The sequence below is a fragment of the Roseibium sp. QJM3NY_11 genome (genome assembly GCF_056173175.1).
In genome coordinates this window covers 740,412-766,288 of record NZ_CM149660.1, presented here as the reverse complement: position 1 = coordinate 766,288, position 25,877 = coordinate 740,412, and the positions used below count along the sequence as shown (strand labels likewise).

Annotated in this window: 27 protein-coding genes; 13 read left to right on the top strand and 14 right to left on the bottom strand. The window is 62.1% G+C overall.

The annotated features are described in order from the left end of the window. The first annotated feature begins 133 nt into the window (after window positions 1-133). The 3 genes from AC0VX3_RS03565 (at window position 134) to AC0VX3_RS03555 (ending at window position 4,294) form a co-directional block, all read left to right on the top strand. Window positions 134-1,849 (top strand): methyl-accepting chemotaxis protein, encoded by a 1,716-nt coding sequence (locus AC0VX3_RS03565; RefSeq protein ID WP_475523565.1) that lies wholly within the window; start codon window positions 134-136, stop codon window positions 1,847-1,849. A 235-nt stretch (window positions 1,850-2,084) separates the two neighbouring features. Continuing rightward, window positions 2,085-2,978, top strand: a complete 894-nt coding sequence (locus AC0VX3_RS03560) for a DMT family transporter (protein WP_475523564.1) — start codon at window positions 2,085-2,087, stop codon at window positions 2,976-2,978. Window positions 2,979-3,211: 233 nt separating this feature from the next. After that, entirely contained in the window at window positions 3,212-4,294 is a 1,083-nt protein-coding gene (locus tag AC0VX3_RS03555) for an HD-GYP domain-containing protein (protein WP_475523563.1), read from the top strand. Window positions 4,295-4,321: 27 nt separating this feature from the next. Here the strand turns inward: AC0VX3_RS03555 and AC0VX3_RS03550 are convergent, their stop codons facing one another. From AC0VX3_RS03550 to AC0VX3_RS03525, 6 genes are all read right to left on the bottom strand, one after another. After that, window positions 4,322-4,864 carry a DinB family protein gene (locus AC0VX3_RS03550; protein WP_475523562.1) on the bottom strand — a complete coding sequence of 181 codons (543 nt, stop codon included), beginning with the start codon at window positions 4,862-4,864 and terminating at the stop codon, window positions 4,322-4,324. Next, the gene (locus AC0VX3_RS03545) at window positions 4,861-5,499 is read right to left on the bottom strand and encodes a carbonic anhydrase (protein ID WP_475525130.1); all 639 of its coding nucleotides are present in this window, start codon (window positions 5,497-5,499) and stop codon (window positions 4,861-4,863) included. Before AC0VX3_RS03545 ends, AC0VX3_RS03550 begins: the two co-directional genes overlap by 4 nt. Before the next feature lie 185 nt (window positions 5,500-5,684). Further along, the gene (locus tag AC0VX3_RS03540; protein WP_475523561.1) at window positions 5,685-5,996 is read right to left on the bottom strand and encodes a P-II family nitrogen regulator; all 312 of its coding nucleotides are present in this window, start codon (window positions 5,994-5,996) and stop codon (window positions 5,685-5,687) included. Window positions 5,997-6,000: 4 nt separating this feature from the next. Then, on the bottom strand, window positions 6,001-6,990 hold the full coding sequence (locus tag AC0VX3_RS03535) for a sodium-dependent bicarbonate transport family permease (protein WP_475523560.1): 990 nt from the start codon (window positions 6,988-6,990) through the stop codon (window positions 6,001-6,003). A gap of 156 nt (window positions 6,991-7,146) precedes the next feature. Further along, window positions 7,147-7,524 carry a hypothetical protein gene (locus AC0VX3_RS03530; protein WP_342893691.1) on the bottom strand — a complete coding sequence of 126 codons (378 nt, stop codon included), beginning with the start codon at window positions 7,522-7,524 and terminating at the stop codon, window positions 7,147-7,149. Window positions 7,525-7,703: 179 nt separating this feature from the next. Continuing rightward, on the bottom strand, window positions 7,704-9,710 hold the full coding sequence (locus AC0VX3_RS03525; RefSeq protein WP_475523559.1) for a methylmalonyl-CoA mutase family protein: 2,007 nt from the start codon (window positions 9,708-9,710) through the stop codon (window positions 7,704-7,706). A gap of 274 nt (window positions 9,711-9,984) precedes the next feature. Between AC0VX3_RS03525 and ccrA the strand changes: the two genes are divergently transcribed. Continuing rightward, window positions 9,985-11,280 (top strand): crotonyl-CoA carboxylase/reductase, encoded by a 1,296-nt coding sequence (gene ccrA / locus AC0VX3_RS03520; protein ID WP_342893689.1) that lies wholly within the window; start codon window positions 9,985-9,987, stop codon window positions 11,278-11,280. Between the two features lie 187 nt (window positions 11,281-11,467). Here ccrA and AC0VX3_RS03515 read toward each other — a convergent pair whose 3' ends face one another. Next, window positions 11,468-12,142: a class I SAM-dependent methyltransferase gene (locus AC0VX3_RS03515; protein ID WP_475523558.1), complete on the bottom strand. Its 675-nt coding sequence runs from the start codon at window positions 12,140-12,142 to the stop codon at window positions 11,468-11,470. A 257-nt stretch (window positions 12,143-12,399) separates the two neighbouring features. On the opposite strand from AC0VX3_RS03515, the gene AC0VX3_RS03510 reads away from it, so the two are divergent. After that, the gene (locus AC0VX3_RS03510; protein ID WP_475523557.1) at window positions 12,400-12,966 is read left to right on the top strand and encodes a CAP domain-containing protein; all 567 of its coding nucleotides are present in this window, start codon (window positions 12,400-12,402) and stop codon (window positions 12,964-12,966) included. A gap of 19 nt (window positions 12,967-12,985) precedes the next feature. Here the strand turns inward: AC0VX3_RS03510 and AC0VX3_RS03505 are convergent, their stop codons facing one another. Beyond that, window positions 12,986-13,504 (bottom strand): SH3 domain-containing protein, encoded by a 519-nt coding sequence (locus AC0VX3_RS03505; protein WP_342893686.1) that lies wholly within the window; start codon window positions 13,502-13,504, stop codon window positions 12,986-12,988. 207 nt (window positions 13,505-13,711) lie between these two features. Here AC0VX3_RS03505 and AC0VX3_RS03500 point away from each other — a divergent pair, with 207 nt between their 5' ends. Continuing rightward, complete coding sequence (locus tag AC0VX3_RS03500; RefSeq protein WP_342893685.1) at window positions 13,712-14,203, top strand: hypothetical protein; 492 nt, start codon at window positions 13,712-13,714, stop codon at window positions 14,201-14,203. Window positions 14,204-14,278: 75 nt separating this feature from the next. Here AC0VX3_RS03500 and AC0VX3_RS03495 read toward each other — a convergent pair whose 3' ends face one another. Then, complete coding sequence (locus AC0VX3_RS03495; protein ID WP_475523556.1) at window positions 14,279-14,815, bottom strand: winged helix-turn-helix transcriptional regulator; 537 nt, start codon at window positions 14,813-14,815, stop codon at window positions 14,279-14,281. 40 nt (window positions 14,816-14,855) lie between these two features. Between AC0VX3_RS03495 and AC0VX3_RS03490 the strand changes: the two genes are divergently transcribed. Further along, the gene (locus AC0VX3_RS03490) at window positions 14,856-15,230 is read left to right on the top strand and encodes a VOC family protein (protein ID WP_475523555.1); all 375 of its coding nucleotides are present in this window, start codon (window positions 14,856-14,858) and stop codon (window positions 15,228-15,230) included. Window positions 15,231-15,361: 131 nt separating this feature from the next. Here the strand turns inward: AC0VX3_RS03490 and AC0VX3_RS03485 are convergent, their stop codons facing one another. Then, window positions 15,362-16,084, bottom strand: coding sequence for a glycoside hydrolase family 25 protein (locus tag AC0VX3_RS03485; RefSeq protein WP_475525129.1), 723 nt, complete (start codon window positions 16,082-16,084; stop codon window positions 15,362-15,364). Between the two features lie 185 nt (window positions 16,085-16,269). On the opposite strand from AC0VX3_RS03485, the gene AC0VX3_RS03480 reads away from it, so the two are divergent. From AC0VX3_RS03480 to xth, 3 genes are all read left to right on the top strand, one after another. Continuing rightward, a complete protein-coding gene (locus AC0VX3_RS03480; RefSeq protein ID WP_475523554.1) occupies window positions 16,270-17,466 on the top strand; it encodes a cation:proton antiporter in 1,197 nt (398 codons plus the stop codon). 227 nt (window positions 17,467-17,693) lie between these two features. Then, the gene (locus AC0VX3_RS03475) at window positions 17,694-18,590 is read left to right on the top strand and encodes a papain-like cysteine protease family protein (RefSeq protein ID WP_475523553.1); all 897 of its coding nucleotides are present in this window, start codon (window positions 17,694-17,696) and stop codon (window positions 18,588-18,590) included. Between the two features lie 105 nt (window positions 18,591-18,695). Beyond that, window positions 18,696-19,505, top strand: a complete 810-nt coding sequence (gene xth / locus AC0VX3_RS03470; protein WP_475523552.1) for an exodeoxyribonuclease III — start codon at window positions 18,696-18,698, stop codon at window positions 19,503-19,505. A 194-nt stretch (window positions 19,506-19,699) separates the two neighbouring features. Here xth and AC0VX3_RS03465 read toward each other — a convergent pair whose 3' ends face one another. Next, a complete protein-coding gene (locus tag AC0VX3_RS03465) occupies window positions 19,700-20,674 on the bottom strand; it encodes an NADPH:quinone oxidoreductase family protein (RefSeq protein ID WP_475523551.1) in 975 nt (324 codons plus the stop codon). Between the two features lie 174 nt (window positions 20,675-20,848). On the opposite strand from AC0VX3_RS03465, the gene AC0VX3_RS03460 reads away from it, so the two are divergent. Then, window positions 20,849-21,394 (top strand): RNA methyltransferase, encoded by a 546-nt coding sequence (locus tag AC0VX3_RS03460; RefSeq protein ID WP_475523550.1) that lies wholly within the window; start codon window positions 20,849-20,851, stop codon window positions 21,392-21,394. A 30-nt stretch (window positions 21,395-21,424) separates the two neighbouring features. On the opposite strand, the gene AC0VX3_RS03455 is transcribed toward AC0VX3_RS03460, so the two are convergent. Beyond that, window positions 21,425-21,991, bottom strand: a complete 567-nt coding sequence (locus AC0VX3_RS03455) for a sigma-70 family RNA polymerase sigma factor (RefSeq protein WP_475523549.1) — start codon at window positions 21,989-21,991, stop codon at window positions 21,425-21,427. Between the two features lie 524 nt (window positions 21,992-22,515). Between AC0VX3_RS03455 and AC0VX3_RS03450 the strand changes: the two genes are divergently transcribed. Continuing rightward, window positions 22,516-23,025 carry an invasion associated locus B family protein gene (locus AC0VX3_RS03450; RefSeq protein WP_342893674.1) on the top strand — a complete coding sequence of 170 codons (510 nt, stop codon included), beginning with the start codon at window positions 22,516-22,518 and terminating at the stop codon, window positions 23,023-23,025. Window positions 23,026-23,282: 257 nt separating this feature from the next. Then, window positions 23,283-24,506 carry a dual-specificity RNA methyltransferase RlmN gene (rlmN, locus tag AC0VX3_RS03445; protein ID WP_475523548.1) on the top strand — a complete coding sequence of 408 codons (1,224 nt, stop codon included), beginning with the start codon at window positions 23,283-23,285 and terminating at the stop codon, window positions 24,504-24,506. Window positions 24,507-24,539: 33 nt separating this feature from the next. Here rlmN and AC0VX3_RS03440 read toward each other — a convergent pair whose 3' ends face one another. Together AC0VX3_RS03440 and AC0VX3_RS03435 are read right to left on the bottom strand one after the other, a co-directional pair. Next, on the bottom strand, window positions 24,540-25,592 hold the full coding sequence (locus AC0VX3_RS03440; protein ID WP_475523547.1) for an aldo/keto reductase: 1,053 nt from the start codon (window positions 25,590-25,592) through the stop codon (window positions 24,540-24,542). Further along, the gene (locus tag AC0VX3_RS03435; protein WP_475523546.1) at window positions 25,589-25,837 is read right to left on the bottom strand and encodes a hypothetical protein; all 249 of its coding nucleotides are present in this window, start codon (window positions 25,835-25,837) and stop codon (window positions 25,589-25,591) included. The genes AC0VX3_RS03440 and AC0VX3_RS03435 overlap by 4 nt, the downstream gene beginning before the upstream one ends. Between the last annotated feature and the right edge of the window lie 40 nt (window positions 25,838-25,877).

The following is a 25,877-nucleotide window of genomic DNA, read 5'->3' as shown; positions in this document are numbered from 1 at the left end:
AATCAAGTAATATTGCAAATACTTACCCGTCAATTGAGAAAAAAATGGCGCATTTCCGGGATATGTAACGCCCGTTACCTTTGGCTTAAGTATTTTGCCTGACCATACCGCCGGGAGAGAAGAGAGGGCTTCGATGAATAATATCTTCGCTCGGCTGAGCGTGACATCCACTTTGGCGGTCGTGTCCGCCGGTGTCCTGACCGTTTCCATGTTTGTGGTCGGCGTCATTCTTTATCAGGTTGCGCATGAACAGGCGCAGGACACTGCTCTGAAGAAACAGGACGTCAACCTGCGTGTTGCAGCAACAATACTGCAAGAACGAGTTGAAGGCGCACGGATAAGCTGGAATTCGGACGGCAATGTCTCGAAGATCGAACTTGCCGAAATTCCGAGCTTCGAAAACCACGACATGATCGACGTGATTGGCCGCATGACGGGCGAGACGGCAACGGTGTTCGCCTGGGATCCCGAAACGAGGGATTTCTGGCGCAAGTCCACCAACATCATCAAGGGTGACGGCAAACGCGCCGTCGGCACGCCGCTCGGCAAGAACGGCGCCGTCTATCCCATCGTGACGAAGGGAACCACCTTCAACGGCCAGGCGACCATTCTCGGCAAGGACTATTACACGGTCTACCAGCCGATCTTCTCCGGCACGGGTGAAACCATCGGCATCCTCTATGCCGGGGTTGAAAAAGCGGCCGTGCAGGCCAATGTGACCCAGTTGATGAGCCGATATGGTCTCTGGGCCCTGCCGGTTGTCCTGATCTCCGTGCTGTTGCTGATTTATGCGATCGGCCGTCAGATGCGCCCGATCACCCGGCTCGCCGAGATTACCGAGGACATCGCCCGGGACAACCTGGAAACAGAGGTTCCGTTCAAGGACCGTACCGACCAGATCGGCATCCTTGCCAATGCGGTCAACACGCTGAGGACCCGAGCCAAAGAGCGGTTTGAGCTTGCGGACCAGCAGCGGGAATCCGAAGAGGCGGCAGCCGGTCGGCAGAACACGGTTCAGGACCTGATCGGTACGTTCCGGAACAGCATTTCCAATGTTCTCGGGTCCGTCGACGAAACCGTTCACGGCCTTGAAGACACCGCTGGCAGGCTTTCCGACCTGTCGGGTCAGAGTGCCGCCAGCGCAACGGAAACGCTCAATTCCTCCGACGAGGCGACCTCCAGCGTCCAGACCGTGGCAAGTGCCGCCGAAGAGCTGTCCGCATCCATCGGTGAAATCTCGCGTCAGGTTTCCCAGACCACGGAAGTGGTCGGCCGCGCCACGGAAGGCACACGGGTCACCAACGAAAAGGTCGAGGGCCTCGCTGCCTCCGCCTCGAAGATCGGTGAAGTCGTCACGCTCATCCAGGCAATCGCCGAACAGACCAACCTGCTGGCCCTCAACGCCACGATCGAGGCCGCACGGGCCGGAGAAGCAGGCAAGGGCTTTGCCGTCGTTGCGGCGGAAGTGAAGGAGCTGGCCACCCAGACGTCCAAGGCGACCGAGGAAATCAGCGCCCAGATCACCGCGATCCAGGAAGCCACCAAGGAGTCGGTCAACGCCATCGCCGAGATCACGACCATCATGGAAGAGGTGAACTCCTACACCGGCACCATCGCCGCCGCGGTCGACGAACAGGGGTCTGCAACGGGCGAAATCTCCCAAAACGCCCAGAAGGCAGCGGAAGGCACGACCTTCGTCTCCTCGCGCATGTCGGATCTCTCCGGCACGGTGAACGAGACGTTGGAATCGTCCCAGGCGGTTCTGGACGCGTCGGGCCAGCTCGCATCGCGGACGGAAGAACTGAAACAGGAAGTCGAGAACTTCCTGCGCAATGTCGCCGCAGCCTGAACAGGCCGGTTCCTGACAACCGGATCCAGCGAAATCCGGCAAGACAATTCCGGAGCGCGGTGGCCAGCCACCGCGCTCTTTCCATGTCCGGCCCGCCAGGATCGGCGTTTGACCGGCAATGCTCTCTTCCGTGTTGCCAAGAACGTGAAAAAGAACGACAAGACCCGCACTTCCGCTCCATGGAGCTGAGCAAACCGGCTGACGTGCCCTTCCTGTCCAGAAAACCGTAATCTCAATGTTTCTCTACGAAGCCGCCGCCCTCGGGGCCGCCTCGCTCTGGGCCCTCACGGGCTTGCTCTCCGCCGGGCCCGCCCTGCATCTGGGAGCTATCGCGTTCAATTGCACGCGAATGGTGCTGGTGGCTGTGATGCTGGGCCTCTGGGTGGCTGCGACCACCGGCTGGGCGTCCATCGGCAACGACCATCTCGCACCATTGGTCCTGTCCGGTTTCATCGGCATCTTTCTGGGCGACACCGCCCTGTTCCTGACCCTCAACCGCATGGGGCCGCGCCGGACGGCCATGCTGTTTTCCCTCAACGCGCCGATGTCGGCGATCCTCGGCTGGCTGGTTCTGGACGAATATCTGTCTCCGGTACAAGTCGGCGGGCTCCTGCTGACTTTTCTCGGCGTCCTGCTGGCCATCCGTTTCGGTAAACGCAAGTCGCAACTGCACAAATGGGAGAACATAAAGGGCCCGCTCTGGGTCGGCGTCCTGGTCGGCCTCGCCGCCGCCCTGTCCCAGTCCGTCGGCTCCCTGATCGCCCGTCCGATCATGGAGGCGGGCGCGGATCCTGTTGCCGCCTCGAGCATCCGTGTCGCCGTTGCGGCCCTCGGGCTTGTGGTTCTGACCCGGCTGCCCGTGTCCTGGGTGAAACCGTCCGGCAGCCTGACCCTGCCCATCGTCGGCATCATCGCCGTCTCCGGCCTGCTCGGCATGGGTCTCGGCATGACCCTGATCCTGTATGCGCTTTCCGGCGGCGAAGTCGGCATCGTGGCCACCCTGTCAGCCACGACACCTGTGGTGATGTTGCCGATGATGTGGTGGCGCACAGGTGAAATGCCCGCTCTCGGCGCCTGGGCGGGCGCGGCACTCGTGGTGGCCGGCAGCGCCTTGCTGTTCGCGAGTTAGCAGACCTCGCCCCCCAGGCCTCACCCGCCGGCCGCTGCCCCGGTCGCTGCCCCGGCCGGCAACCCGGCTCAACCGGCAGGATAGTCCAACAAAAGTATATCGTTAAAAATGACAATATTCACGGACCGAAGTTATCCGAAAGACCCGATTCTTGTGTTTTTTTTAAGTCTTTCTTATGAATACCGAATTAGATTTCATGTGTTAAATCATTTATTCTGAGTATTCACACCACCATGCAGGTAATACTTTCCGCATCGGACCTGACAAAGATCTCGAAGCAATTCCTGGGCATCGCTTCGACCTACCCGGCCAGGCTGGTGAGGTTTCCCGATCTGGATCCGGATGTGCCCTCTGATGCGGTGATGATTGCGGACTTTCTCGCCGCCCCGCTGGACCACCTGCACCATCTGAAAGCCCTGCGGGACAGGTCCGGATTCCGGATGATCGGCCTTGTCGATTTCCAGAACCGCCAGCAAGTCATGCAGGTGCGCGAACTTGGCTGCCACGAGCTTGTCGACAGGAACGACTCCTTCAACACTCTCCTGGGCAAATTGCGCGGCAAACTCGGAGACTACGCGCAGCCTCAGCTCGACGGCTCTGTCTGCGAACAGGTCAGGGCCGCCGTAACGGACACATGCGCATCGCTCAACGAGATGACGGCGGCAGCGCTCAATGGCACGCCCTTGCCAGTTCGAAAACTCGTCGAAAGCGCGCAGGATATCGCCGCCACGATCGAGTCGGAGGGCATAGACGCATGGCTTTCCGCCGTCCAGCAGCATCACAGTCACACCTTTTGCCATACGATGATGGTGACGGGTCACACAATCAGATTTTCCAAGGCACTCGGACTTCCCGAATCGGGCCAGATTCGTCTCGGTCTTGGCGCCATGGTGCACGATCTCGGGAAAATCAAGATCCCGCTGTCGATTCTGGACAAGCCCGGCAGGCTTACGGACGCGGAACGCAAGCTTGTCAACCGGCATCCGGACCATAGCAGGCAGATCCTGGAAACCTGCGGGGGCGTGCCGGAAGACGCCTGCGAAATCGCCGTGTCCCATCATGAATTCATCGACGGAACCGGCTACCCGAAAGGTTTGCAGGGAAGCCAGATTTCACGATCCGTGCGGATCGTGACGATCTGCGACATCTATTCGGCGCTGACGGAGAAACGGGCCTACAAGGACAGCTACAGTCCCAGGCAGGCTTTTTCGATCCTGAACGAAATGGACGGCAAGCTCGACGCCAAACTGCTGCGCTCGTTTCGGGACACGGTCTTCAGCAACGATCTGGGGCAGTTGCGGCGCGCGGCCGTCTGATTTCGGACGGTGACGGTTCCGCCGCCGTCAGGCTGTATCACCTTCAGCCAGATCCGGCATGAACGGCAGGTCGGTCACGCCGATATCAATCCCCGCCTGGTTCAGAAGCGTCGACAATTGCCCGCGATGGTGGGTCTGGTGATTGAACATGTGGGTCACGAGCAGCCAGCGCGGCCGGCTGCGCGCGATGCCGTCCATCCCGCTCGTCCACTGCAGGTCACCGGCGAGCCAGTCCGGCGTCAACTCTTCGCAGAACGCCGAAATGTCGGCGCACATCGCCAGGTGGGCCGCCTTCAGGGCCTCGAAATCCTCGTATAGATCGACGCCCATGCCCTTGATCTCATAGCTGCGCCCGGTGAACCGGCCCATCCAGGCCCTGTCCGCGAAGAGAATGTGATTGAGCGTGGAGTGGACCGAGCGAAAGAAGGCGCCTTTGTCCGCTTTCCTGTCCGTGTCGCTCATCTGCCCCGCCGCCACATAGGCCCTCTCCGTCATCAAGGCGTTATAGGCCGCCATGCGCCGGTAGAGCACGGGAAAACCCATGTCCGGTTCGTTGGTGTCCCGGGTCATGGAGCACCTTCAGCAATGTCCGGCTCGGCCTTGTCGAAGCGCTGTGTTTCCGGGTCCATCACACGCAATTCGCCGGACCCGATGTCGAACCAGGCCCCGTGGATCTGCAGAACGCCCTGCTGAACGGCACGTTCGATGAACGGGAAGGTCATCAGGTTTTTCAGCGACTGCCGGATGCCGGCATATTCCATGGCGAGCTGCGGGTCGTCCGCCTTGTCGATCGGCATGCAGGCCATCGCGATTGCCGCAGGCTCCAGCAGCTTGATCCAGCGGCCGATGAACTGGCCGGTGGCCAGCGGCGCATTGGCGTTTTCACGGAAAGCCTTCACACCGCCGCACTGGCCGTGGCCCATGATGACGATATGCTTCACCTTGAGGCTGTCGACCGCGAATTCTATCGCCGCGCTGGTGCCGTGCTGGCCCTCGGTATCCTCGTAGGGCGGCACCAGGTTGGCCACGTTGCGCACCACGAACAATTCGCCTGGTCCGACATTGAAAATGCCTTCCGGGGTCACCCGGCTGTCGCAGCAGGAAATCACCATCACCTCGGGCGTCTGACCGTAAACCGCCAGGCGCTCATGCGTTTCCTTGTAGCGGACGAAACCCTTGTTGAGAAAGCGGCCATATCCGGTCATGAGGTGCGTTGGAAAATTCAAGGATGCGTCTCCAGCACTTTCGAGCCGAACCGGCTCGTATTTCACTTGGGTCATACCACCAGACAAGGGGAATGCAAATCAATCAATCCCGGCGCCTGAACCGCGGCAGTTCAAGGGAAATTTGAGCCGGGCGCCGCCTCCCAGCGGGTCGCCGCCCGCCCGCCTCAGAACCTTTCGGCCCGCAGCACGGCGCAATCGCTTACTGAAATGACGCCGATATGCCGCTCGACGACGGCAAAAGCGGCTTCCAGAAGCAGGTCCAGCCGATCCGGACGGGTGATGCAGACGATGGCCACCATGCCGCCCGCCCGGGACACCTGGCCCTCGCGGCTCCAGCGCCCGGACAGACCGCTGCCGCCCATGACCGGCAGGATCGTGTAGCCGGTGACACCGGCCCCGTCGAGCGCGTCGGTAAGCCGGGTTTCCATCGGCGCTTCGATGATGATCTCGACCCGCTTGGCGTCTTTCGTGTCCACGGCTTTATCCTCCGGTTGCCTGGGCGATGCTGAGGTAGAGGGGAATTCCGATCGTAAGGTTGAAAGGAAAGGTAATCCCCAGCGACATTGTCAGATAAATGGACGGGTTGGCCTCGGGCAGGGCGACCCGCATCGCCGCCGGAACGGCGATATAGGAGGCCGACGCGCTGAGGGTCATCAGCAGCACCGTCCCTCCCGTGGACAGGCCGACAAGACCGGCCGCGGCAAGGCCGGCGACAGACCCCAGTACCGGCATCAGGATGCCGAACCCGATCAAGCCCGGCCGCAATTGCCCGGCGCTGGCCCGGAGCCCCCGCCCGGCAACCAGACCCATGTCCAGAAGAAACAGGCACAGCACGCCCTTGAACGGCGCGACGATGAAACTTTCGATGTCGGCGAGCCCCTTCGGTCCGGACAGAAGCCCGATCACGAACGATCCGATGAGCAGAACAATCGACCCGTTCAGGAGGATTTCGCGCCAGAGACCGGACATTCCCCCGGACCGGCCCGATCCGTTCGCCGGGGCCCTCGCCGCCAGCCACAGCGCCGACAGGATCGCCGGCGCTTCCATCACGGCCGCGACGGCAACCAGGTACCCTTCGCTTGCCAGACCCTGGCTCTGCAGAACCGACGTCGCCGACACGAAGGTCACGATGGAAATGGATCCGTAATGCCCGGCAACTGCGGCGGCGTCTGTTGTGTTGAGGGAGGTCATCACCCGCAGCAGAGCGAATGCCGCGAACGGAATGGCGAAGGACAGCACCAGACCGGCCAGGAGCGAGAGGAGCAAACCGGCGTCGACACCGTGCCCACTGACACTGACCCCGCCCTTGAATCCGATCGCGAACAGCAGATAGATCGACAGGGTCTTTGCGGCAGCTTCAGGAACCGAAAGATCCGAGCGCACGAGCGCCGCACCGAGCCCGAGAGCGAAAAAGAGAATAATCGGCGACAGCAGGTTCTGCGCCGCAAGGTTTACGATGGTTTCGGTCAACGCCGTTGAGCCTCCATGCCCTGAACCGCCCCTGGCCATGCAACAAGCGGCGCGATATACGCATCAATACGTATGTAGCTGCAATTTGGGAAGTCTGCGAAGCCGATCAAGTGTTGATCGGTTCAGGGCTTTTTGGAGGCGCGATATCCGGTGCGCTCAGGTCGCCACATTGACGGCATGCGCAGGCTCGTCGTCGCCGCGGTCCTCATAGGCATGACGGATATTGTCCGCGGGAAGCCGGTTGACCGGCCCGGGCAGGGGATGGACCGGACCGTGATCGATACCCGGTTCCAGCGCCTGCAGCGCGGCCGCACGATACGCCGCGACGCCGTCGAGCGTGTGATTTTCAATGTGGTGTGCATCGACAAGGACGGCCGGGTTATCCTCGGGCCTGCCGGTGTCTGTGTCCTGGCGCTCTGCGGTGTCACGCTTTTTTCTGCGGTCATGGCCGGCATCGTCACCGTCCCGGTCCGCGGGATACTCTGTCGCATGCGCCACGACCTGGGCCGATACCGGCCGCTCAATCGTCGCCATTCCGGCCTCCTGGCCATTCAGAGAACTGCCGCCTTTCTGGCGGCACCCTTTGAATCTCTCAACAAAGAGTTAACAAAGCTTTACGTAGTGTTAACCCACTGTTTCACAGGGAACAAACCACCTGGCGAATCAGCGAAGTGGCACGAGGCCGTTGCTGCAACGACGGCTCCGCCTGAACGTCAGGCCGCCTTCGGCGCTCCGCTGCCGACGATCCGGACCACGTCGGCCATGATGTCGGTGAGCTGGAAATCCTTGGGCGTGTAGACGGCAGCAACGCCCATGGCCTTGAGCTCGGCGGCGTCCTCGTCCGGAATGATCCCGCCGACAACGACCGGTATGTCGTCCGCACCGGCCGCCCGCAGCCTGTCCACCACGTCTCGCACCAGCGCAAGATGAGATCCGGACAGGATGGAGAGGCCGATGACATGAACGTCTTCCTCGACAGCTGCATTGACGATCTGGTCGGGCGTCAGGCGAATGCCCTCATAGACGACTTCCATGCCGCAGTCCCTTGCGCGCACCGCGATCTGCTCCGCCCCGTTGGAATGCCCGTCGAGGCCGGGTTTGCCGACGAGGAACTTGAGCCGCCGGCCAAGTTTCCCGGAGACCGCTTCGACCTCGCCGCGCACCGCTTCCAGGTCGGTTCCGTCCTCGCGCATGCTCTGTCCCACACCTGTCGGCGCCCGGTATTCTCCGAACACCTCGCGCAGGGTGCGGCCCCATTCCCCGGTGGTCGCACCGACCCTGGCCGCGGCGATGGACGGCTCCATGATGTTGCGACCTTCCTGCGCCGCCGCCTTCAGGGCGCCGAGCGCGGCTTCCACCGCGGCTGTGTCGCGCTCCGCGCGCCAGGCCCTGATTTTCTCGATCGCTTCTTCCTCGACATGCTCGGGCACGGTCAGAATGCCGCCATCCTCGCCTGCCGCAAGCGGCGAGGGTTCGCTGTCGGTCCATCTGTTGACACCGACAACCACCTGGTCGCCTGCCTCGATGGCCGCCAGCCGCGCGGAGTTGGATTCCACAAGCTGGCGCTTCATGTAGCTGGAATCCACCGCCGCCACCGCGCCGCCCATGGCATCGATCCGCGCGAGTTCCGCGCGTGCCTCTTCCTTCAGCGCGTCCACCTTCCGGGTAATCTCGGCGGAACCGTCGAAGATGTCCGCATATTCGAGAAGATCGGTCTCATAGGCGACAATCTGCTGCATCCGGAGCGACCATTGCTGGTCGAAGGGGCGCGGCAGGCCGAGCGCCTCGTTCCAGGCCGGCAATTGCACCGCGCGGGCGCGGGCGTTCTTGGACAGGACCACCGCCAGCATCTCGATCAGAATGCGGTAGACGTTGTTTTCCGGCTGCGGTTCGGTCAGGCCAAGCGAATTCACCTGGACCCCGTAGCGGAACCGGCGGTAGCGCTCGTCCTCGACGCCGTAGCGGTCCCGGCAGATCTCGTCCCACAACTCGGTGAACGCGCGCATCTTGCACATCTCGGTGATGAACCGCATGCCCGCGTTGACGAAAAAGGAAATCCGGCCCACCGCCTTGGGAAAATCCGCCTCCGGGATCGCGCCGCCGGCTTTCATGGAGTCCAGAATGGCAACCGCCGTGGCCAGCGCGAAGGACAATTCCTGCACCGGTGTCGCCCCGGCTTCCTGCAGATGATAGGAACACACATTCATCGGGTTCCACTTGGGCATGTTGGAATAGGTCCAGGCAATCACGTCCGTGGTCAGTTTCAGGGACGGCGCCGGCGGAAACACATACGTGCCCCGGGACAGGTATTCCTTGATGATGTCGTTCTGTGTGGTGCCGGCAAGAAGCGTGCGGTCCGCCTCCTGCTCGTCAGCCGCCGCGACATAAAGCGCCAGCAACCAGGGTGCGGTCGCATTGATCGTCATCGACGTGTTCATGCGCTCCAGCGGGATGTCCCGGAACAGGGTGCGCATGTCGCCCAGATGCGCCACCGGCACGCCGACCTTGCCGACCTCGCCGCGCGCGAGCAGGTCGTCCGGGTCGTAGCCTGTCTGGGTCGGCAGATCGAACGCCACCGACAGTCCGGTTTGTCCCTTGGCAAGATTGCCACGGTACAGCTTGTTTGAATCCGCCGCCGTCGAATGCCCCGCATAGGTGCGGAAAATCCAGGGACGGTCCTTGTGCTGCCCCGTTTCGCCCGTCGCACTCATGCCGCTCATCCTCCTGAGGCGCTCACGCGCCTGTTTTTCTTCGGGTCTACGGCAGCACGTCCGCCTGCGTCTCCCGGTCGGACAGAGGTGTGCCGGAGTTTGCGCACCCGCGAAACTCTCTCTTGCAATGCAAAATACGCTTGGCACCAAAACGCAAGTTAAGCAATAGTCGTATAGATATGAGCCGGGTTTTTGAACGATAGTTGCGCAAAATCAGGTTTTTGCCCGAGCAACCGTTGTGCAATTGCGAGATTCTAAGGCCAACAAGCCCTGGGAGGGGAGAATGACAGCAGCCGCCGAAGCCAATGACAACCGAACGCGCGAGGACGCTCCGGTGAAAGACCTCTACGAAATCGGTGAGATTCCGCCGCTCGGTCACGTGCCGAAAAACATGTACGCCTGGGCCATCCGGCGCGACCGGCACGGGCCGCCCGAAGACGCCATGCAACTCGAGGTCGTACCGACCTGGGAGCTGGACAGCCACGAGGTTCTGGTTCTGGTGATGGCCGCGGGCGTCAACTACAACGGTATCTGGGCGGGTCTCGGCGAACCGATCAGCCCCTTCGACGGTCATGGTGCGCCCTATCATATCGCCGGATCGGATGCTTCCGGCATCGTCTGGGCCGTCGGCGACAAGGTCAAGCGCTGGAAGGTCGGCGACGAGGTCGTGGTGCACTGCAATCAGGACGATGGCGACGACGAGGAATGCAACGGCGGCGATCCGATGTTCTCCACGTCCCAGCGCATCTGGGGCTACGAGACCCCGGACGGTTCGTTCTCGCAGTTCACGCGTGTCCAGGCGCAGCAGCTGATGCCGCGCCCGAAGCACCTGACCTGGGAGGAAAGCGCCTGCTACACGCTGACGCTGGCCACCGCCTACCGCATGCTGTTCGGCCATCACCCCCATGAACTCAAGCCCGGTCAGAACGTTCTGGTCTGGGGCGCTTCCGGCGGCCTCGGTTCCTATGCCATCCAGTTGATCACGGCGGCAGGCGCCAACGCGATCGGCGTGATCTCGGACGAGGACAAGCGTCAGTTCGTTCTGGATCTCGGCGCCAAGGGCGTCGTCAACCGCAAGGACTTCAAGTGCTGGGGCCAGTTGCCGAAGGTCAATTCACCCGAATACGGTGAGTGGTTTCAGGAAGTCCGCAAGTTCGGCAAGGCCATCTGGGAGTTCACCGGCAAGGGCAACAATGTCGATATCGTCTTCGAGCACCCCGGCGAGGCGACCTTCCCGGTCTCCACCTTCGTGTGCAAGAAGGGCGGCATGGTCGTGATCTGCGCGGGCACCTCGGGCTTCAACTGCACCTTCGATGTCCGCTACATGTGGATGCACCAGAAGCGCCTGCAGGGCTCGCACTTCGCGCATCTGCAACAGGCCTCGGCGGCCAACAAGCTGATGATCGAGCGGCGCATCGACCCGTATATGTCAGAAGTGTTTCCCTGGGACCAGATCCCAAAGGCCCATACCAAGATGTGGAAGAACCAGCATGCTCCCGGCAACATGTCGGTTCTCGTCTGTGCACCGACGACCGGTCTGAGAACCTACGAGGACGTTGTTGACGCGTGCAAGCGCTGATGGCCTGAGCTCCCCGCACGCCCAAAGAGTGTCAGGGCATCGCGGTGTATCGGACAAGGCGCGACGCGGCGCGCCTTGCCGGCACGGGCCATCAGACGGGCCGTGATCAACACTTTCTGGCAGAATGCCGGAACCGCATGAAAACCGGCCGGCCCGTGTTCCGCGGGCCGGTTTTTTTTGCTGGTCGCTATGGCGCCCGGCCAACCCATCCCCGGAACGTGAATCCAGCGTAAAACAATTCAACATCCGCAAAACCCGCTTCACACAGAAGCTCCCGATCGCGTTCGGGCGAGAGAACCGGCAGCCGTTGTTTCATCGCCGCGATGCCCGCCCCGGCATCAGGGTCTGACCCGCCGGATGCGGACGAGAAAGCTGCGAACCGTCCAAACCACCTGTCCTTGCCGCCGGCCTCCACCGGGAAGCTGTGGTGGGCGGCAATGAAAGCCGCTCCGGGCGTCAGACGCCGGCGTATTTCGCGCAGCGTCCGCAATCGCTCCGCTTCTTCCAGAAAATGCAGGGTGAGAAGACAGGTTGCCCCATCGAAGGGGCCCGCCGGCGCGTCCTCGATGTAGCCCTCGTGAAAGGTCACGCGTCCACGGGAGCAGCCGAGTTCCGCCCGGGCCTGGTTCAGCATTTCGGTTGAAGGGTCCACACCGCAGAACCGCCACGTCGGATACATCCCGGCGAAGGCCTTCAGCTCCAGCCCGCCACCGGCGCCCAGAACCAGAACATGCGCGTCCTGCCGGGCCCGTTCCGCCAGCAGGATGCCGGCCATGCGGTGAAGGTCCCGGAGACCCGGCACCAGCCGCGCCGTCCTGTCGGCATATCCCGACACGGCGGCAGGGTCCGAGAATGAGGACATTGCATACTCCCTCGCAGGCGGCGCGGACGGATCAAGGCATCAAGCAGGACTGGCCGGCCCGGCGCCATTTATGTAACTTTATATGTTACAAGAAATATCAGAAATCAAGTGGCCCCGGCTGCCGGACAAACCAGATGCTGCCGGAGGCGTCTGCCCTGTTCGCTCGAACCGCGCCGCAATTCTGCTCAACTGTGGTCCCATCACCGTTGCAGCCTGGGCGAATCACGCCCCTTGCAAGAAAACGGGACCTCAAGACCTTGATCCTTCCTTCGAAGAACCGTCGCATCCTGATGGGCGCCGTTGCCGGCGCGGCCGCACTCACCCTCGCCGCCTGCATGGGCGACCGGACGCAGACCCCGCCGTTCTACCAGGACATGGCGCGGGTGGACGGTCAGGTCGACGCGGCAACCGCCGCGCAGATGATCTCCCAGTACCGGATCAACAACGGCCTGCTGCCGGTCAAACCGGATCCCCGGCTCACCACAATCGCAAAATCCCAGGCGGATGCCATGGCGGCGGCCGGAACCGTCAAGGCCTCGCTTGCGCCGAGCCAGCAACTCGCCGCCCGCATGGCCTCGATCGGGGAGCCCAAGACGGCGGCGGCAGAAAATGTCAGCGCCGGCTACCGGACCTTCGCCGAGGCATTTTCGGGATGGCGGGAATCACCCAAGCACGATCAGGTTCTGCTGACCGGCGACGCCACCCGTCTGGGCATTGCCACCACCTATGCCTCCAATGCCAAGCACAAGGTGTTCTGGTCGTTGGTCATGGCCGGACCGGCCCCGACAGCCGCCTCCGCACAGGCACTGACACCGGCTCGATAGACCGGCCACGCCGCAGGCTTCAGCACACCTGATGCTCGAAATAGCGGTCAGGGTAGCGCGGGCACGGCTCGTTGCGGGGAAGGGGCTGACCGTAGGGATAGCCCTGTGCGGGCGGCAAGACCCTGGGCTGTGCAGGCACCGGCTGCACGGCAACCGGAGGCCCGCCCTTGTAGACGGGGCCGCCACTTGGATAAATCCGGTAGTTGCCCCGGTAGCGCGGCACACCAAGATGGATACCTGCACTCGGCAGCGGCCGGCCGTAATAGATACCGTCTCCGCCATAGCTCAGGTATTTCCCGGAGACCCAGCCCTTCATGTTGACGAAGGCGGCATCACACCATCTGAAATCGGCGGTGCAGCCGAACACGGTCACGCCGCCGCCCCGCGGAACGGTGGCGATCACCGGGTAGTTTGTCCCCGGACCGGCACGCATGTTCAGGTTCGCGGTCGTATAGGCGATTGCCGGACGGGACTGCGCGGCGGCCGGCAAGGCCGTCAGGGCCACCGCGATCAACGCCAGCGACAAGCGGATCAACATGTTCAAAACTCCGAAAATCTGCGCCCCGGCACCCACAACCAGTGCGGAGACAACATGGCAAAAATATAGCGTCGCATGCTTTCCTCGACGTGTTCGTCGCCGCATCTTCGCCCTGGTGGCTTGCGTCCGGCTTGCGTTCGCGGCTTGATGGGTCCGGTTGCGGTCATTCATTCGCAGCAAACGGGCAAAGATTCGGGGCACAGCACCATGCAACAGACTCACTTTATCGCGGCCGGACTCGCAGCGTCGCTGCTCTGGCTTGCCGCCGTAACCGGCCCGGCGGCGGCCTTCGACGCCCATGCGGGTTATTATTACCCGGAGCCTCAAACGCGGGAGGTCTATGTTTCCGAACTCACACCCTCGCCCGATGCCGGCAAGACTTCGCGGGCGGCGTTCGTCATCGGGCTGGCGGGCCGGCACGAAGAGCGCGGCCGCGTGATCGGATACCATCTGTTTGCGAAGGGTGCCGACCTTGAGAAGCTGATCATCGTGGCGACCGGCGACGGTCAGTACAACACGCTGTACCGGTTGCGCGCGCTGCTGGCCTCGCTGACCTCGATGGCCCGTTCAACGGAGCTCTTCGCGCGCTCCAGCCAGCCGCAGGATCTGAATTTTCTCGATTTCTGCAAAATGATCGGCTTCACCCAGGTCACCGTCAGCAACGGCAGGGACGTGGCTCACCAGATCGCCGTTCGCTAGGATAGAGCCGCAAAGCCGGGCCGGCTTCTCTTGAGGCTGTGGACACTGAAGTTTCGCAGCCTCCAGGGAACGGCTTCAAAGGCTCAGTCCTATGGCCCGATTGATTGTCTGCCCCGCATTTACCGCCTGATAGGTCGGAAACGGCGTGCGTTGTGACACATCGATCTCACGCCGAAGCCACTCCCGTTCTTCGAGCATCCCCAGTGACTTGGAAAGTGCGCGATCTGTAATCGCCCCCAGACCGGACCTGATGGCGGAAAACCGGCTGGGAGCCTCCGTCAACGCCAGGATAGGCACGGGCCAGCTTCGTTTCAAAATACCAAAACCGTCCTCGCCTGGTGCTGCTTCCAGGATGCTGTGGGCCATGGCGGCCACCACCTTGCCTTGCTCCGTCAAACGGAATTCCGGCCGGAGCGGGTGGCCATGGCCCGGGTTTTTCTCAAGCAGGTCCAGCTGGATCAGGAGCTCCAGGCTGGCGGCAAAGGCACTGCGCGACGCCGTGGTTGCTGCGATCAACGGTGCCTGCCGGCCCGGAACGCCGGAATGCAGCAGCGCCAGTGTCTTCAGGGACCAGGCTTTCGATGTGAGCTTGACAAGCAGAGGCATATCCATGAATTATAGCTACTATATTTTTGCTACAGAGGAAAGTTTCATGCCTGTCGTTTCTTTGGAAAACACCATCACCCTCGCCCTGTCGGTGCGTGACCGCCATGCCAGTGCGGACTGGTATGAGAAGAACCTGGGCTTCGAGCTGCTGATGCATATCGATGAGGCCGGCTGGAGCGAAATGCAGACCAAAACGGAAGGCGTCACCCTTGGACTGGGCGAGCAGATGGAACCGTCTCCGGGCAACCTGGTGCCCGTGTTTGGTATTGCGGATATTGCGTCGGCCCGGGCAGCCCTTGAAAGGGAGAACGTGAAATTCGACGGCGAGACCGAAACCATAGAAGGCATGGTCAGCACCGCCACATTCTACGATCCGGACGGCAATGCGCTCATGCTGGCGCAAGATCTGACACAACAATAATTTTCGGCTGAACCCGAGCCGTCGGAAGAACCCGCCCGCTTGTGGCCGGCCGCCAAGCCCTCGATCGACGACACGACAAGCAAGTCAGGACGTGTGAGGATTTTCTCGCACGTCTTTTCCATTGCTCCAGCCTAGCGCTTCAAGTCGCCATTCAACCAGTCGCGGAACTGGGACTTGGTACCGAAGAACGCGTTGCGGTCGACATCGCCGCGGATGCCCGGAACCCGGCCTTCCGCCGTATACTGCCAGAACACCCAGTCGTCGCGCTGGTCGTAGATGTTGTTCGGGAAATTGGCGACGGACCGCAGCCAGAACTGCTCGTTCTTGAGTGCTCCGACCATCCGGTCCCGGTGGAAGTCGACCGACGAGTAGATCACCGGACGTTTGCCGTAGTGCTTTTCCATTTCGTCGAGGAAGATCTTCATGTCGCGCAGGATCTGCGCACGCGCCGGACGCTTCTGGCAGGTCTTGGAATGAGCGTTCCACTCCATGTCCAGAACCAGCGGAATGGCCTGCGGGTCCACGGGAACGATCTCTTTCACCCAGGTGATCTGTTCCTCGACCGGCCGGCAGAAATAGTAGAAATGATAGGCGCCGCGCGGCACACCGGCCTGGCGCGCGCCGACCCAGTTGTCGACGAACCGCGGATCGACATGATCACCGCCCTCCGTCGCCTTGATCCAGGCGAAGGCGACCCCCGACCGCTTGGCCGCCACCCAGTCGATGTCACCCTGCCAGCGCGAGATGTCGATGCCGTGCACCGCATAGTCTTCCGGTGTCGGATCGGGAAAGTCATATGCCGCGCAGGAGCCCAGGAACAGGACCCCGAAGACCGAACAAAATTGTTTCACCAGTTCCAGCACAGCGTCCTCGAGAAGGTTAAAAAAAGCTTTCCGCCCTGGTCCAAAATGCGTGGGATTTCCTAACGGAGTATGGACGGATTGACGATTTTTCAGCAAAAATACGTATCGGCCTTTGCCCTGCCCCCGGGTTTGCGGCGGATCAAGGACCTTTCGGACCGCACGGGTCATGAAGAGAGATGGAAATCGCCCACACACTGATGGCTATCGGCACCTTGCTGCTCATTGGCATGCTGGCCGACGAGATCGGTCACCGCACGCAATTGCCGCGTGTAACCCTGCTGATCCTGTGCGGACTTGCGGCCGGCCCGGCGATGCTGAACCTTCTGCCGGACAACCTGACCGCGCTCTACGACACGCTTTCGGTGCTGGCACTGTCCATGGTCGCGTTTCTGCTCGGCGGCAAACTCTCCAGGGTGCACCTCAGGAACAGCGGCAGCGCTGTTGCAATCATCTCTGTCAGCGCGGTCCTCGCCACCGCCGCCATCGTCTTTTCCGGATTGTGGCTCCTTGGCGTGCCGGCGGCCCTGGCGCTGGTGCTGGCGGCGCTCGCCACCGCGACGGACCCGGCCGCGACCAACGACGTCATCCGCCAGGACAAGGCCAGTGGACCGTTCACTTCGATCTTATCCGGCATCGTCGCCGTCGACGACATCTGGGGCATCCTGATGTTCGCCCTGTGCCTGATGGGCGCGCAGGCCCTCACCGGCGGCGACGGGTCGGGCGCCTTGCTGCACGCGGCATGGGAAACGGCCGGATCGATCCTGCTGGGTGTCTTCATCGGCCTGCCCGCCGGCTACCTGTCCGGCCGCATCAAGCCCGGCGATCCGACACTGGCCGAAGCTCTCGGCATTGTCTTTCTGACCGCAGGACTGGCTCTGTGGCTGGACCTGTCGTTCCTGCTGGCCGGCATTGCCTGCGGTGCGACAGTGGTCAATTCCGGACGTCATCACAGCCGCCCCTTTCATGAAATCGAACATGTCGAATGGCCCTTCATGATCTTTTTCTTCGTGCTGGCCGGCGCGTCCCTGGAACCGGCCCGGCTTTGGGACCTCGGCCTGCTGGGCGGCGGCTACATCGTCCTCCGGCTGGTGGGACGTTTCGTCGGCGGCTGGCTCGGTGGCAGGGTTTCCCCCGGCGCCGGCAGGAAGGACAGCTATCTGTTCGGCCTGTCGCTGCTGCCCCAGGCCGGCGTTGCCCTGGGCATGGCACTTGTGGCCGCCGAAACCCTGCCGCAATACCGGAACGAGATCCTGACCGTGATCATCGGCTCGACCGTCGTATTCGAGCTTGTGGGCCCGGCACTCACGCACCAGGCGCTGCGTTTGGCCGGCGAGACCGGCAAGGCCCCGTCCGAAGACGATACGGACCCGTAACATCCGGACCGCGACCACGCCCTGCCTCGGCGTCCCCGCAATATCTCCGATGATTTTCTTCTTCCGCGACTGCCCGAAATGACTTTGGTGGCCGCTTTCCTCCCCTGCCTCCGGAAATCAATCGGCAGATTGCGCGCACCTGTGACCGCCGTCACGGCATCAGCGGGCGCGCGGCCTATTGTTCAAGGACAAGGTCCGTTCAGGTCTATGAGACGAAAGGCATGGTCATGGCATCCCCTCCGCATCTTCCGCCTCTGGCGGCGGATTATGAAAAAAAGCCCGCGTCGGTTCACTATTTCTACAACGAATACGCCCCCGTAGACATGTCCCGATATGCGTTCTACCGGGTCGTCAACGGTGACACACTGGAGAACATCGCGGTCCGTGTCGGCACCTCCGCGAAAAATCTCCTCAAGGAATGCTTCGGAACCACCGATCCGAGGGAAGTGAACTGGTACCTGCGCAACAAGATCGGCTGCAAGGATCTCGGTCCGCAAGGAAAGAACTTCGCATTTTCCATAGCCGCGGACCCGGGCAAGATCTGTCTGCCGCTCAGATGGGCCGCAAGGCTTGAAAAGAAGATCCGCTACCCCGACCCCAGAATTTACCGGATCTTTCCGGAGCTGCCCAACTACAAGCAGGACAACGACAATGGTTGCTGGGCGGCCGCGCTCGCGAATGTCTACGACTGGGGCAAGTCGTCTCCCGGCCGGAAGGTCGAGGACGCTCTGGAGGAAATTGATCCGGAATTCGCGCAACGATATCGCGACGAAAAATTCATCACCGGCCCGGATGCCAAGACGCTCTTTGAAAAAGCCAGACTGACAAATCTGAATATCAACAAATACACGATCAACGAAGACACGGCGTTCGCCGTTGACGACTCGACGATTCTGGAATTCCTCGATTTCGTGGAAAGAAACGCGCCTTTCATCATGCTCCAGAGCGCCAAGGGCCTGTGGACCCACTGGATTGTCATAAACGGTTTCGAGTGGACCAGTGCCAATGAATTGTGGTTGCGCTATTTCGATCCGGGCGACAAGACCGTCTATTTCGCCCGCGCGGAAAAGATCCTGCGCAAGTGCTACAACGCCCCGACCCTGTTTCCGAAGGCCTACGGTTAGGTCACGACCGGGGCAGGAGCGGCTGGCGATCGCCAAAACCGTTGCACTCGCCGGTCAAATCCTTATGACTCGGGATACCTTCGAACCTCCCCCGGCAAGGATCTCATGACCGATCGTCTCAAGCTCGTCACCTGGAATATCAACTCCGTGCGCCTGCGCATGCCGATCGTCGAACAGCTGATCGAGGAAACCGCGCCGGACGTGATCTGCCTCCAGGAGACCAAGTGCCCGGACGCCAACTTTCCGGAAAACGCCTTCCGCAAGGCCGGCTACGAGCACATGGCCATCAACGGCCAGAAGGGCTATCACGGGGTCGCGACCCTGTCCCGCCTGCCATTGAGCAACATCGAGAAACGCGGCTTCTGCGACATGGGCGACAGCCGCCACGTGGCCGTCGATGTGCCGTTCAACGGATCCAGCCTGCGGCTGCATAATTTCTATGTGCCGGCTGGCGGCGACGAGCCCAATCGCGAGATCAACCCGAAATTCGGTCACAAGCTCGATTTCATGGCCGAGATGCAGGCCTGGCTTCAGGGTGCGGAAACAGCGAAGCCGGCCGTGCTTGTGGGCGATCTGAACGTGGCCCCGTATGAGCAGGACGTCTGGTCGCACAAGAAACTGTTGAAAGTCGTCTCGCACACGCCCGTGGAGACCGAGCTTTTTGAAAACTTGCGCGAGACCGGCGGCTGGCTGGATGCCATGCGTCAGTTCACGCCGATGGAGGAAAAGCTCTACACCTGGTGGAGTTACCGGGCCAAGGACTGGGCAGCCGCCGACAAGGGCCGCCGCCTCGACCATGTCTGGGTCTCGGCACCGCTGGCGCCCTACATCAAGGGCACAAGCGTGCTGCGGGACGCGCGTGGATGGGAAAAACCCTCCGATCATGCCCCCGTGATCGCCGAGTTTTCCGTCTGAGGACATAGAACTGCCGGAGTGCGGCCCATCCTTCGAGACGGACCTGACGGCCCTCCTCAGGATGAGGTCGGTTTTTGGGGTCCAATCGGGCTCATGTCAAAATCACCCTCATCCTGAGGAAGGCCAAAGGCCTGTCTCAAAGGATCAGCCACCTGTTGTTCCGGCTCTGCCGCCCGATTGTCCCGTGCAGATTCTCAAGGCGTCACGATGACCTTGCCGCGCACGCGGCGCGCGGCGATTTCCGCAAGGGCGGTGGAAATGTCCTCCAACGGATAGACGCCGTGAACATGCGGCTTCAGCCGGCCGTCCTCTATCCAGGAAAGGACCTGGCCCATGTTGGCCCGGTGGCCGTCCGGGTCCCGGTCGAGCGCGGCGCCCCAGAACACGCCGCGCATGTCACAGCCTTTCAGCAGCAACAGGTTGAGCGGGATTTTGGGGATCTCCCCGGCGGCAAATCCGACCACCAGGAACCGGCCTTCCCAGGCTGTGGCCCGCAGGGCCTGTTCCGACAGGTCGCCGCCGACCGGGTCATAGACGACATCGACCCCCCTGCCGCCCGTGAGGTCCTTCAGGGTTTCCTTGAGCGGCTGTGTTGAATAGTCGACGGTCAGTTCGGCGCCGAGTGTCCGTGCAAACGCCAGCTTGTCCTCCGACGAGGCGCAGGCAATCACCTTTGCCCCCATGATCGCGGCAATTTCCACTGCCGCCTGGCCGACCCCGCCCGAAGCGCCAAGGACGGCGACGGTCTCCCCGGCCTTCAGCCCGGCCCGGTCCCGGTAGGCATGCAGCGTGGTGCCATAGGTGACCGACAGACCGGCGGCGGTTTCAAAGGACACGTCGTCCGGCAGGGCCACCAGGGCGTTCTCGCCGACCACGACCTTTTCCCGCGCCGCGCCCCAGCGCATGTACCCCATGACCCGGTCGCCCGGCGACACCGACGTGACGCCCTCTCCGACCAAATCGACAACACCGGCAAATTCGGCGCTGGGTGAAAACGGCAGGTCCGGCTTGTACTGGTATTTGCCCCGGATGATCAGCGTGTCGAAGAAATTGAGCGCGCAGGCCCGGACCCGGACCAGAACCTCACCGGGGCCGGCCACCGGTTCCGCGATGTCTTCGATGACCAGGCTTTCGGGTGGACCGAAGGATTTGCAAAGGCAGGCTTTCACGGCAACCTCTTGTATCTTGAGCGCGGGAACGCACCGGTTCAAGGCAAGGGTAGCAAGTCATGCGTCCGGCAGGAATTGGCATTCCGGATTAGGAAGCGGTTGAGATACGCCGGAAAACTTTCTGCCCCGGCCGAATTCGGGTATGAGGCTGCAAACCGAGAAATGGACGGATGAATGCGCGGGTATTTTGCGATCGGGGCCGAAGGCCTCTCGAAACGGATGAACCTCGGCACGCTGATGCGCTCGGCGCACGCGTTCGGGGCGAACTTCTTCTTCACGGTGGACGCCGACAGGAAAATCCGCAACGCACCGCCGTCCGACACTTCCAAGAGCCCCGGCCACCTGCCCGTGTTCACCTGGGACAGCGTCGATGCCATGGATCTGCCAAGAGGCTGTCAGCTTGTTGGCATCGAACTGACGGACGATAGCATCGACCTGCCGAGTTTCGGCCACCCGCTTCAGGCGGCCTACGTACTCGGTCCCGAGCGCGGCTCGCTGTCGCCGGACATGCTGGCCAGATGCGACCACGTTGTGAAGATCCCGACCAGTTTCTGCATCAACGTGGCGATGGCCGGCGCGATCGTCATGTACGACCGCCACCGGGCGCTCGGACGCTTTGCGGACCGCCCGGTCACCGCCGGCGCACCCAAGACCGAACGTCCGAAACACGTCAGCGGCGGCCCGGTCATGCGCGGCGGACGGAAGGTGCCGGGGAACTAGCCTGCTGCCTCACATTTGCAAGGCCGTGACCTAATCCACATCGACGGCCTCGTCCGCCTCGATGATCTGGCGCAACCTGCCGAAGGCAAGGCGTATCCGCGATTTGACGGTGCCAAGCGGCAGGCCGGATGCTTCGGCGATTTCGCTGTGCGACTGGCCGATGAAAAAGGCGAGCCTGACGACTTCCCTCTGCTCTTCCGGCAATTGGGCCAGAGCCGACCGCACGCGCTCCTCCCGGAGCCGGGCATCCATTTCATCGGCGATATCAGGCAGGGGTGTCGGCTGAAGCGCGGGCTCTTCCGGATTGAGATCGGCAGCCTTGCGCCGCCGCAACCGGTCGATCCGGCGGTTGCGTGCAACCCGGTAGAGCCAGGTGCTGGCGGATGATTTGCTTGGATCGAACAGTTCGGCCTTGCGCCACAGCGTGACCATGACGTCCTGGGCGACTTCCTCGGCCGTGGCCTCGTCAGCGCCCTGTTTCATCAGATAACCCTTCAGGCGTGGCGCGAAGTGGTCGAACAATTCGACGAAGGCGGCCTTGTCCCGTTCGGCCGCAACCTTGACGATAAGACCCGATAAGTACTGTGCATGCGCCAACGACCGTAACACTCCCTGCCAATCCTCGGGCCCTCGACAATCTTTAGAGCGTTTCTCGCTTGTAGGAAACCATTTGATGGCGATTTACGATCCACCCGGCAAGGCCTGCGGCTTGGCGCGCGATGCGCTGCATGGTCAAGGTGGCGCCACGGTGCGGGTGGCCCGTTTGTCATCAGCCTAGAAGGATCCGGCTTCGCGGAAGTCGTTCGACCCGAAAGTGTCCGGGCAACGCGGGTGCCCGGCACCGGAACCAGACTGTCCCGGTCGCACAAGACCATTTTTGCGGGACCGGCTCCGGCAGGTTCGCGACGATTCGAAAGAAGGCCGCGGCCTTCGCCACACTGTTGCCGCCTTTTGCCGCAACAGCCTGTGGGACAATCAGGGACGCCGGGAAACAGACAAAAATCGATTGTCGGGCTTCAACCCTTTCGTAACCCGCTTTAAGTTATCATTAAAGCAAGGTTTATATGTCAAACGGCAATTGAATAGAATTTGACGGAAACTCAAAGCCAAACGGTGTGGAGATGATGAAAGCAAAATCGCTGGTTCTAGCCCTCGCAGGTCTGGCCGTTTCGAGTGCAGTGGCTTTCGCGCAAACCCCGACGCTCCTGAAGCAGCACAAGGATTGGGCGGCCTATGCGCTGACCGGCGGAAGCGGAAAGGTCTGTTATGCGCTGACCAAGCCAACCACAATGCTCCCGGGCGACCGCAATCACGGAGATGTCTTCTTCTTCGTGACATCGCGGCCCGCCGAGGGTGTCAGCTCCGAACCGAGCCTGCTGGTCGGCTACCCCTTCAAGGACAAGTCGTCCGTGACCGTCAATATCGACGGCAAGGACTTCTCCCTGTTCACCAACAATGACGGGGCCTGGGTGGAAAACGCGGCGACCGAAGCGCAGCTGGTGGCTGCCATGAAGGCCGGGCGCGAAATGTCGGTCAACGGCGAATCCAGCCGTGGGACCCGCACCACCTACAAGTTCTCGTTGTCCGGCGTCACCGCCGCGATCGACACCGCGGCCCAGGCCTGCCGGTAACGGCGTCTGTTGCCGCAGCAACACGGATGGAACCCGGATCGGCACGCCAGTGCCGGTCCGGGTTTTCGCATTCATTTTCGCATTCAACGGCCCCGCTCCTGCGCGCATGGCTCCCCTGCGCAGCGGAAACCTTGATTTTTCCGCCCGATTGTGGTTTTGGAGGCCCTTAGGTTCCTACCTGCTGGCCAGGTAACCCGGCGGCCGCGTTCGAAACTGAAACGCCCTGACATGCGCCGGACGAAACAACGGATCATGACATGGCGATTACGCTCGACATCGCGCGGGACAATCCGAACGCGCAAACCGTCCCAGGTGCAGCGGGCCCGCTCCTGCAGGCCGAGGACAAGCCGACACTGATCGGTCTTTCCCGCGACGAGCTTGGCGAGGCTCTCGGCACGATCGGCGTGCCTCAGAAACAGTGGCGGATGCGATCCTCCCAGCTGTGGCACTGGCTCTATGTACGCGGCGTGTCCGATTTCGCGCATATGACCAATATCGCCAAGGACCTGCGCCAGAAACTGGCCGACGCCTTCACGATTGCCCGTCCGGAAATCGTCACCGAGCAGATCTCGGTCGACGGCACCCGCAAGTGGCTGTTCCGCTTTCCGCCGCGCGGTGCCGGCCGTCCCGTCGAGGTCGAGACCGTCTATATTCCAGAAGAAGGCCGGGGAACCCTTTGCGTCTCCTCCCAGGTCGGCTGCACGCTCACCTGCACCTTCTGCCACACCGGCACCCAGAAACTTGTCCGCAACCTGACCGCGGAGGAAGTTCTCTCGCAGATCCTGCTGGCGCGCGACCGTCTCGGCGATTTTCCCGACGCCCACACGCCCCAGGGCGCCGTCGTTCCCTCCGAGGGCCGCCTGGTCACCAACATCGTCATGATGGGCATGGGCGAGCCGCTCTACAATTTCGACAACGTCAAGAAGGCGCTTCTGATCGCTTCCGACGGCGATGGCCTGTCGCTGTCCAAGCGCCGGATCACCCTGTCGACATCCGGCGTGGTGCCGGAAATCTTCCGCACCGGCGACGAGATCGGCTGCATGCTGGCAATTTCACTGCATGCGGTCCGCGACGACCTGCGTGATGTTCTGGTTCCGATCAACAAGAAGTGGAACCTCGAGGCGCTGCTGGAGGCCTGCCGCAACTATCCGGGCCTGTCCAACGCCAAGCGCATCACCTTCGAATATGTGATGCTGAAGGACATCAACGACAGCAACAAGGACGCGCTCGATCTGGTCCGCCTGCTGAAGGGCATTCCGGCCAAGATCAACCTGATCCCCTTCAACCCCTGGCCGGGCTCCGAGTACGAGTGCTCCGACTGGGAACGGATCGAGGAATTCGCCGACATCGTCAACCGCGCCGGCTACGCCTCCCCCATCCGCACCCCGCGCGGCCGCGACATCTTCGCCGCCTGCGGCCAGCTCAAGTCCGCTTCGGAACGCATGCGCAAGAAGGATCGGGACGCGCTGGCGGCTGTCTGACAAGGCCCGCCTGCATTCCAATCCTGAACTGATTTACGTTCCGAGCGTCTTCCAGACACCGAGTTGCGACCAGTCTTCCAGAAACCCGTAAGGATATGCGGGCAGGCCGGGTGAGGACACTTTCGTCAAGGCTTCCAGTTCAGGCGTTGCCAGAACCAGATCCCTGGCCGCAAGATTGTCGGCCAGTTGCTCCGCGGTGCGCGCGCCCAGCAGGATCGAGGCAACGCCGGGGCGGCTGCCAAGCCAGGCGAGCGCCACATGGGCAGGAGGCCGGCCGTGGTCGGATGCGATGGACCTGAGCGTCTCGAGAACGGCATGCGTCCGGCTGGTGTTGCGCAGGTCATAGGCCTCCACGCCCCGGTCAGGATCCTCTCCCAGCCGGGTCGCTCCGGCTGGCCGTGCGTCAGCGGTATATTTGCCGGTCAGCCAGCCACCGCCCAAAGGCGACCACGGCGTCAGTGACATTCCCTCCTCCAGGCAGCACGGCAGGACTTCGAGTTCGATCCCCCGGTCCAGTAGATTGTATTGAGGCTGGACGGCCACGGGAACGGGATACCGCTGTGCCCGGGCCGTCGAGACAATTTTCTGAATCTGCCACCCGCAGACATTCGACCACGCGATATTATGGATTTTGCCCGCGCTGACGAGGTCGTCCAGCGTGGCCAGGCTCTCGGCGACATCGGTGTGGCGATCCCAGCCGTGAATGAAATAAACATCGATGGCCTCGACCTGCAGCCGCTTGAGGCTGGCATCCACGGATCGCACGATAGCGCGCCGAGAGGCGCCGTGGCTTCCGGGCGGCGGCGCGAACCGTCCCTTGGTCGCAAGAACAAGCTCTCCCATGCCGCCGCGCCGGCGCCCCCATTTGCCGATGATTTCTTCCGAGACCCCGCCGCCATATACATCGGCGGTATCAAGGAAGGTTCCGCCCTGGTCGACGAAAAGATCGAGCTGCCGGAAAGACTCTTGCTCGTCCGTCTCCGCGCCGAAGGTCATGGTACCGAGCCCCATTCGGGAAACCAGCGGGCCTGCCTGTCCCAAGCCGGTTTTCGCCATGGAGGGACTGCTGTTCTTGGCTTGCGTCATACATGCTCCTGTTTTGACACTGCGGAAGGTTCCGGGCTTGCCTTTGGAAAAGCCCGCAGAAATTTGAGAAACCGCCGCCACAAGGGCTCACCGCCAGACGCGATCGCTTCGACAATTCGAAACAGCACGACGCAACCGGCACCGCCATGCGCTTCCAGAAAGGCGTCTTCATCGCGTCGTGCCTGCGTTTGCCGGGCGTGGGGAAACGGCACTTCGCCCGTTCCCAGGTTCGGGGGAAACTTCATATCCGTCTCCGTCACTTCTCGGGCCGGCGTGCTTCACTCC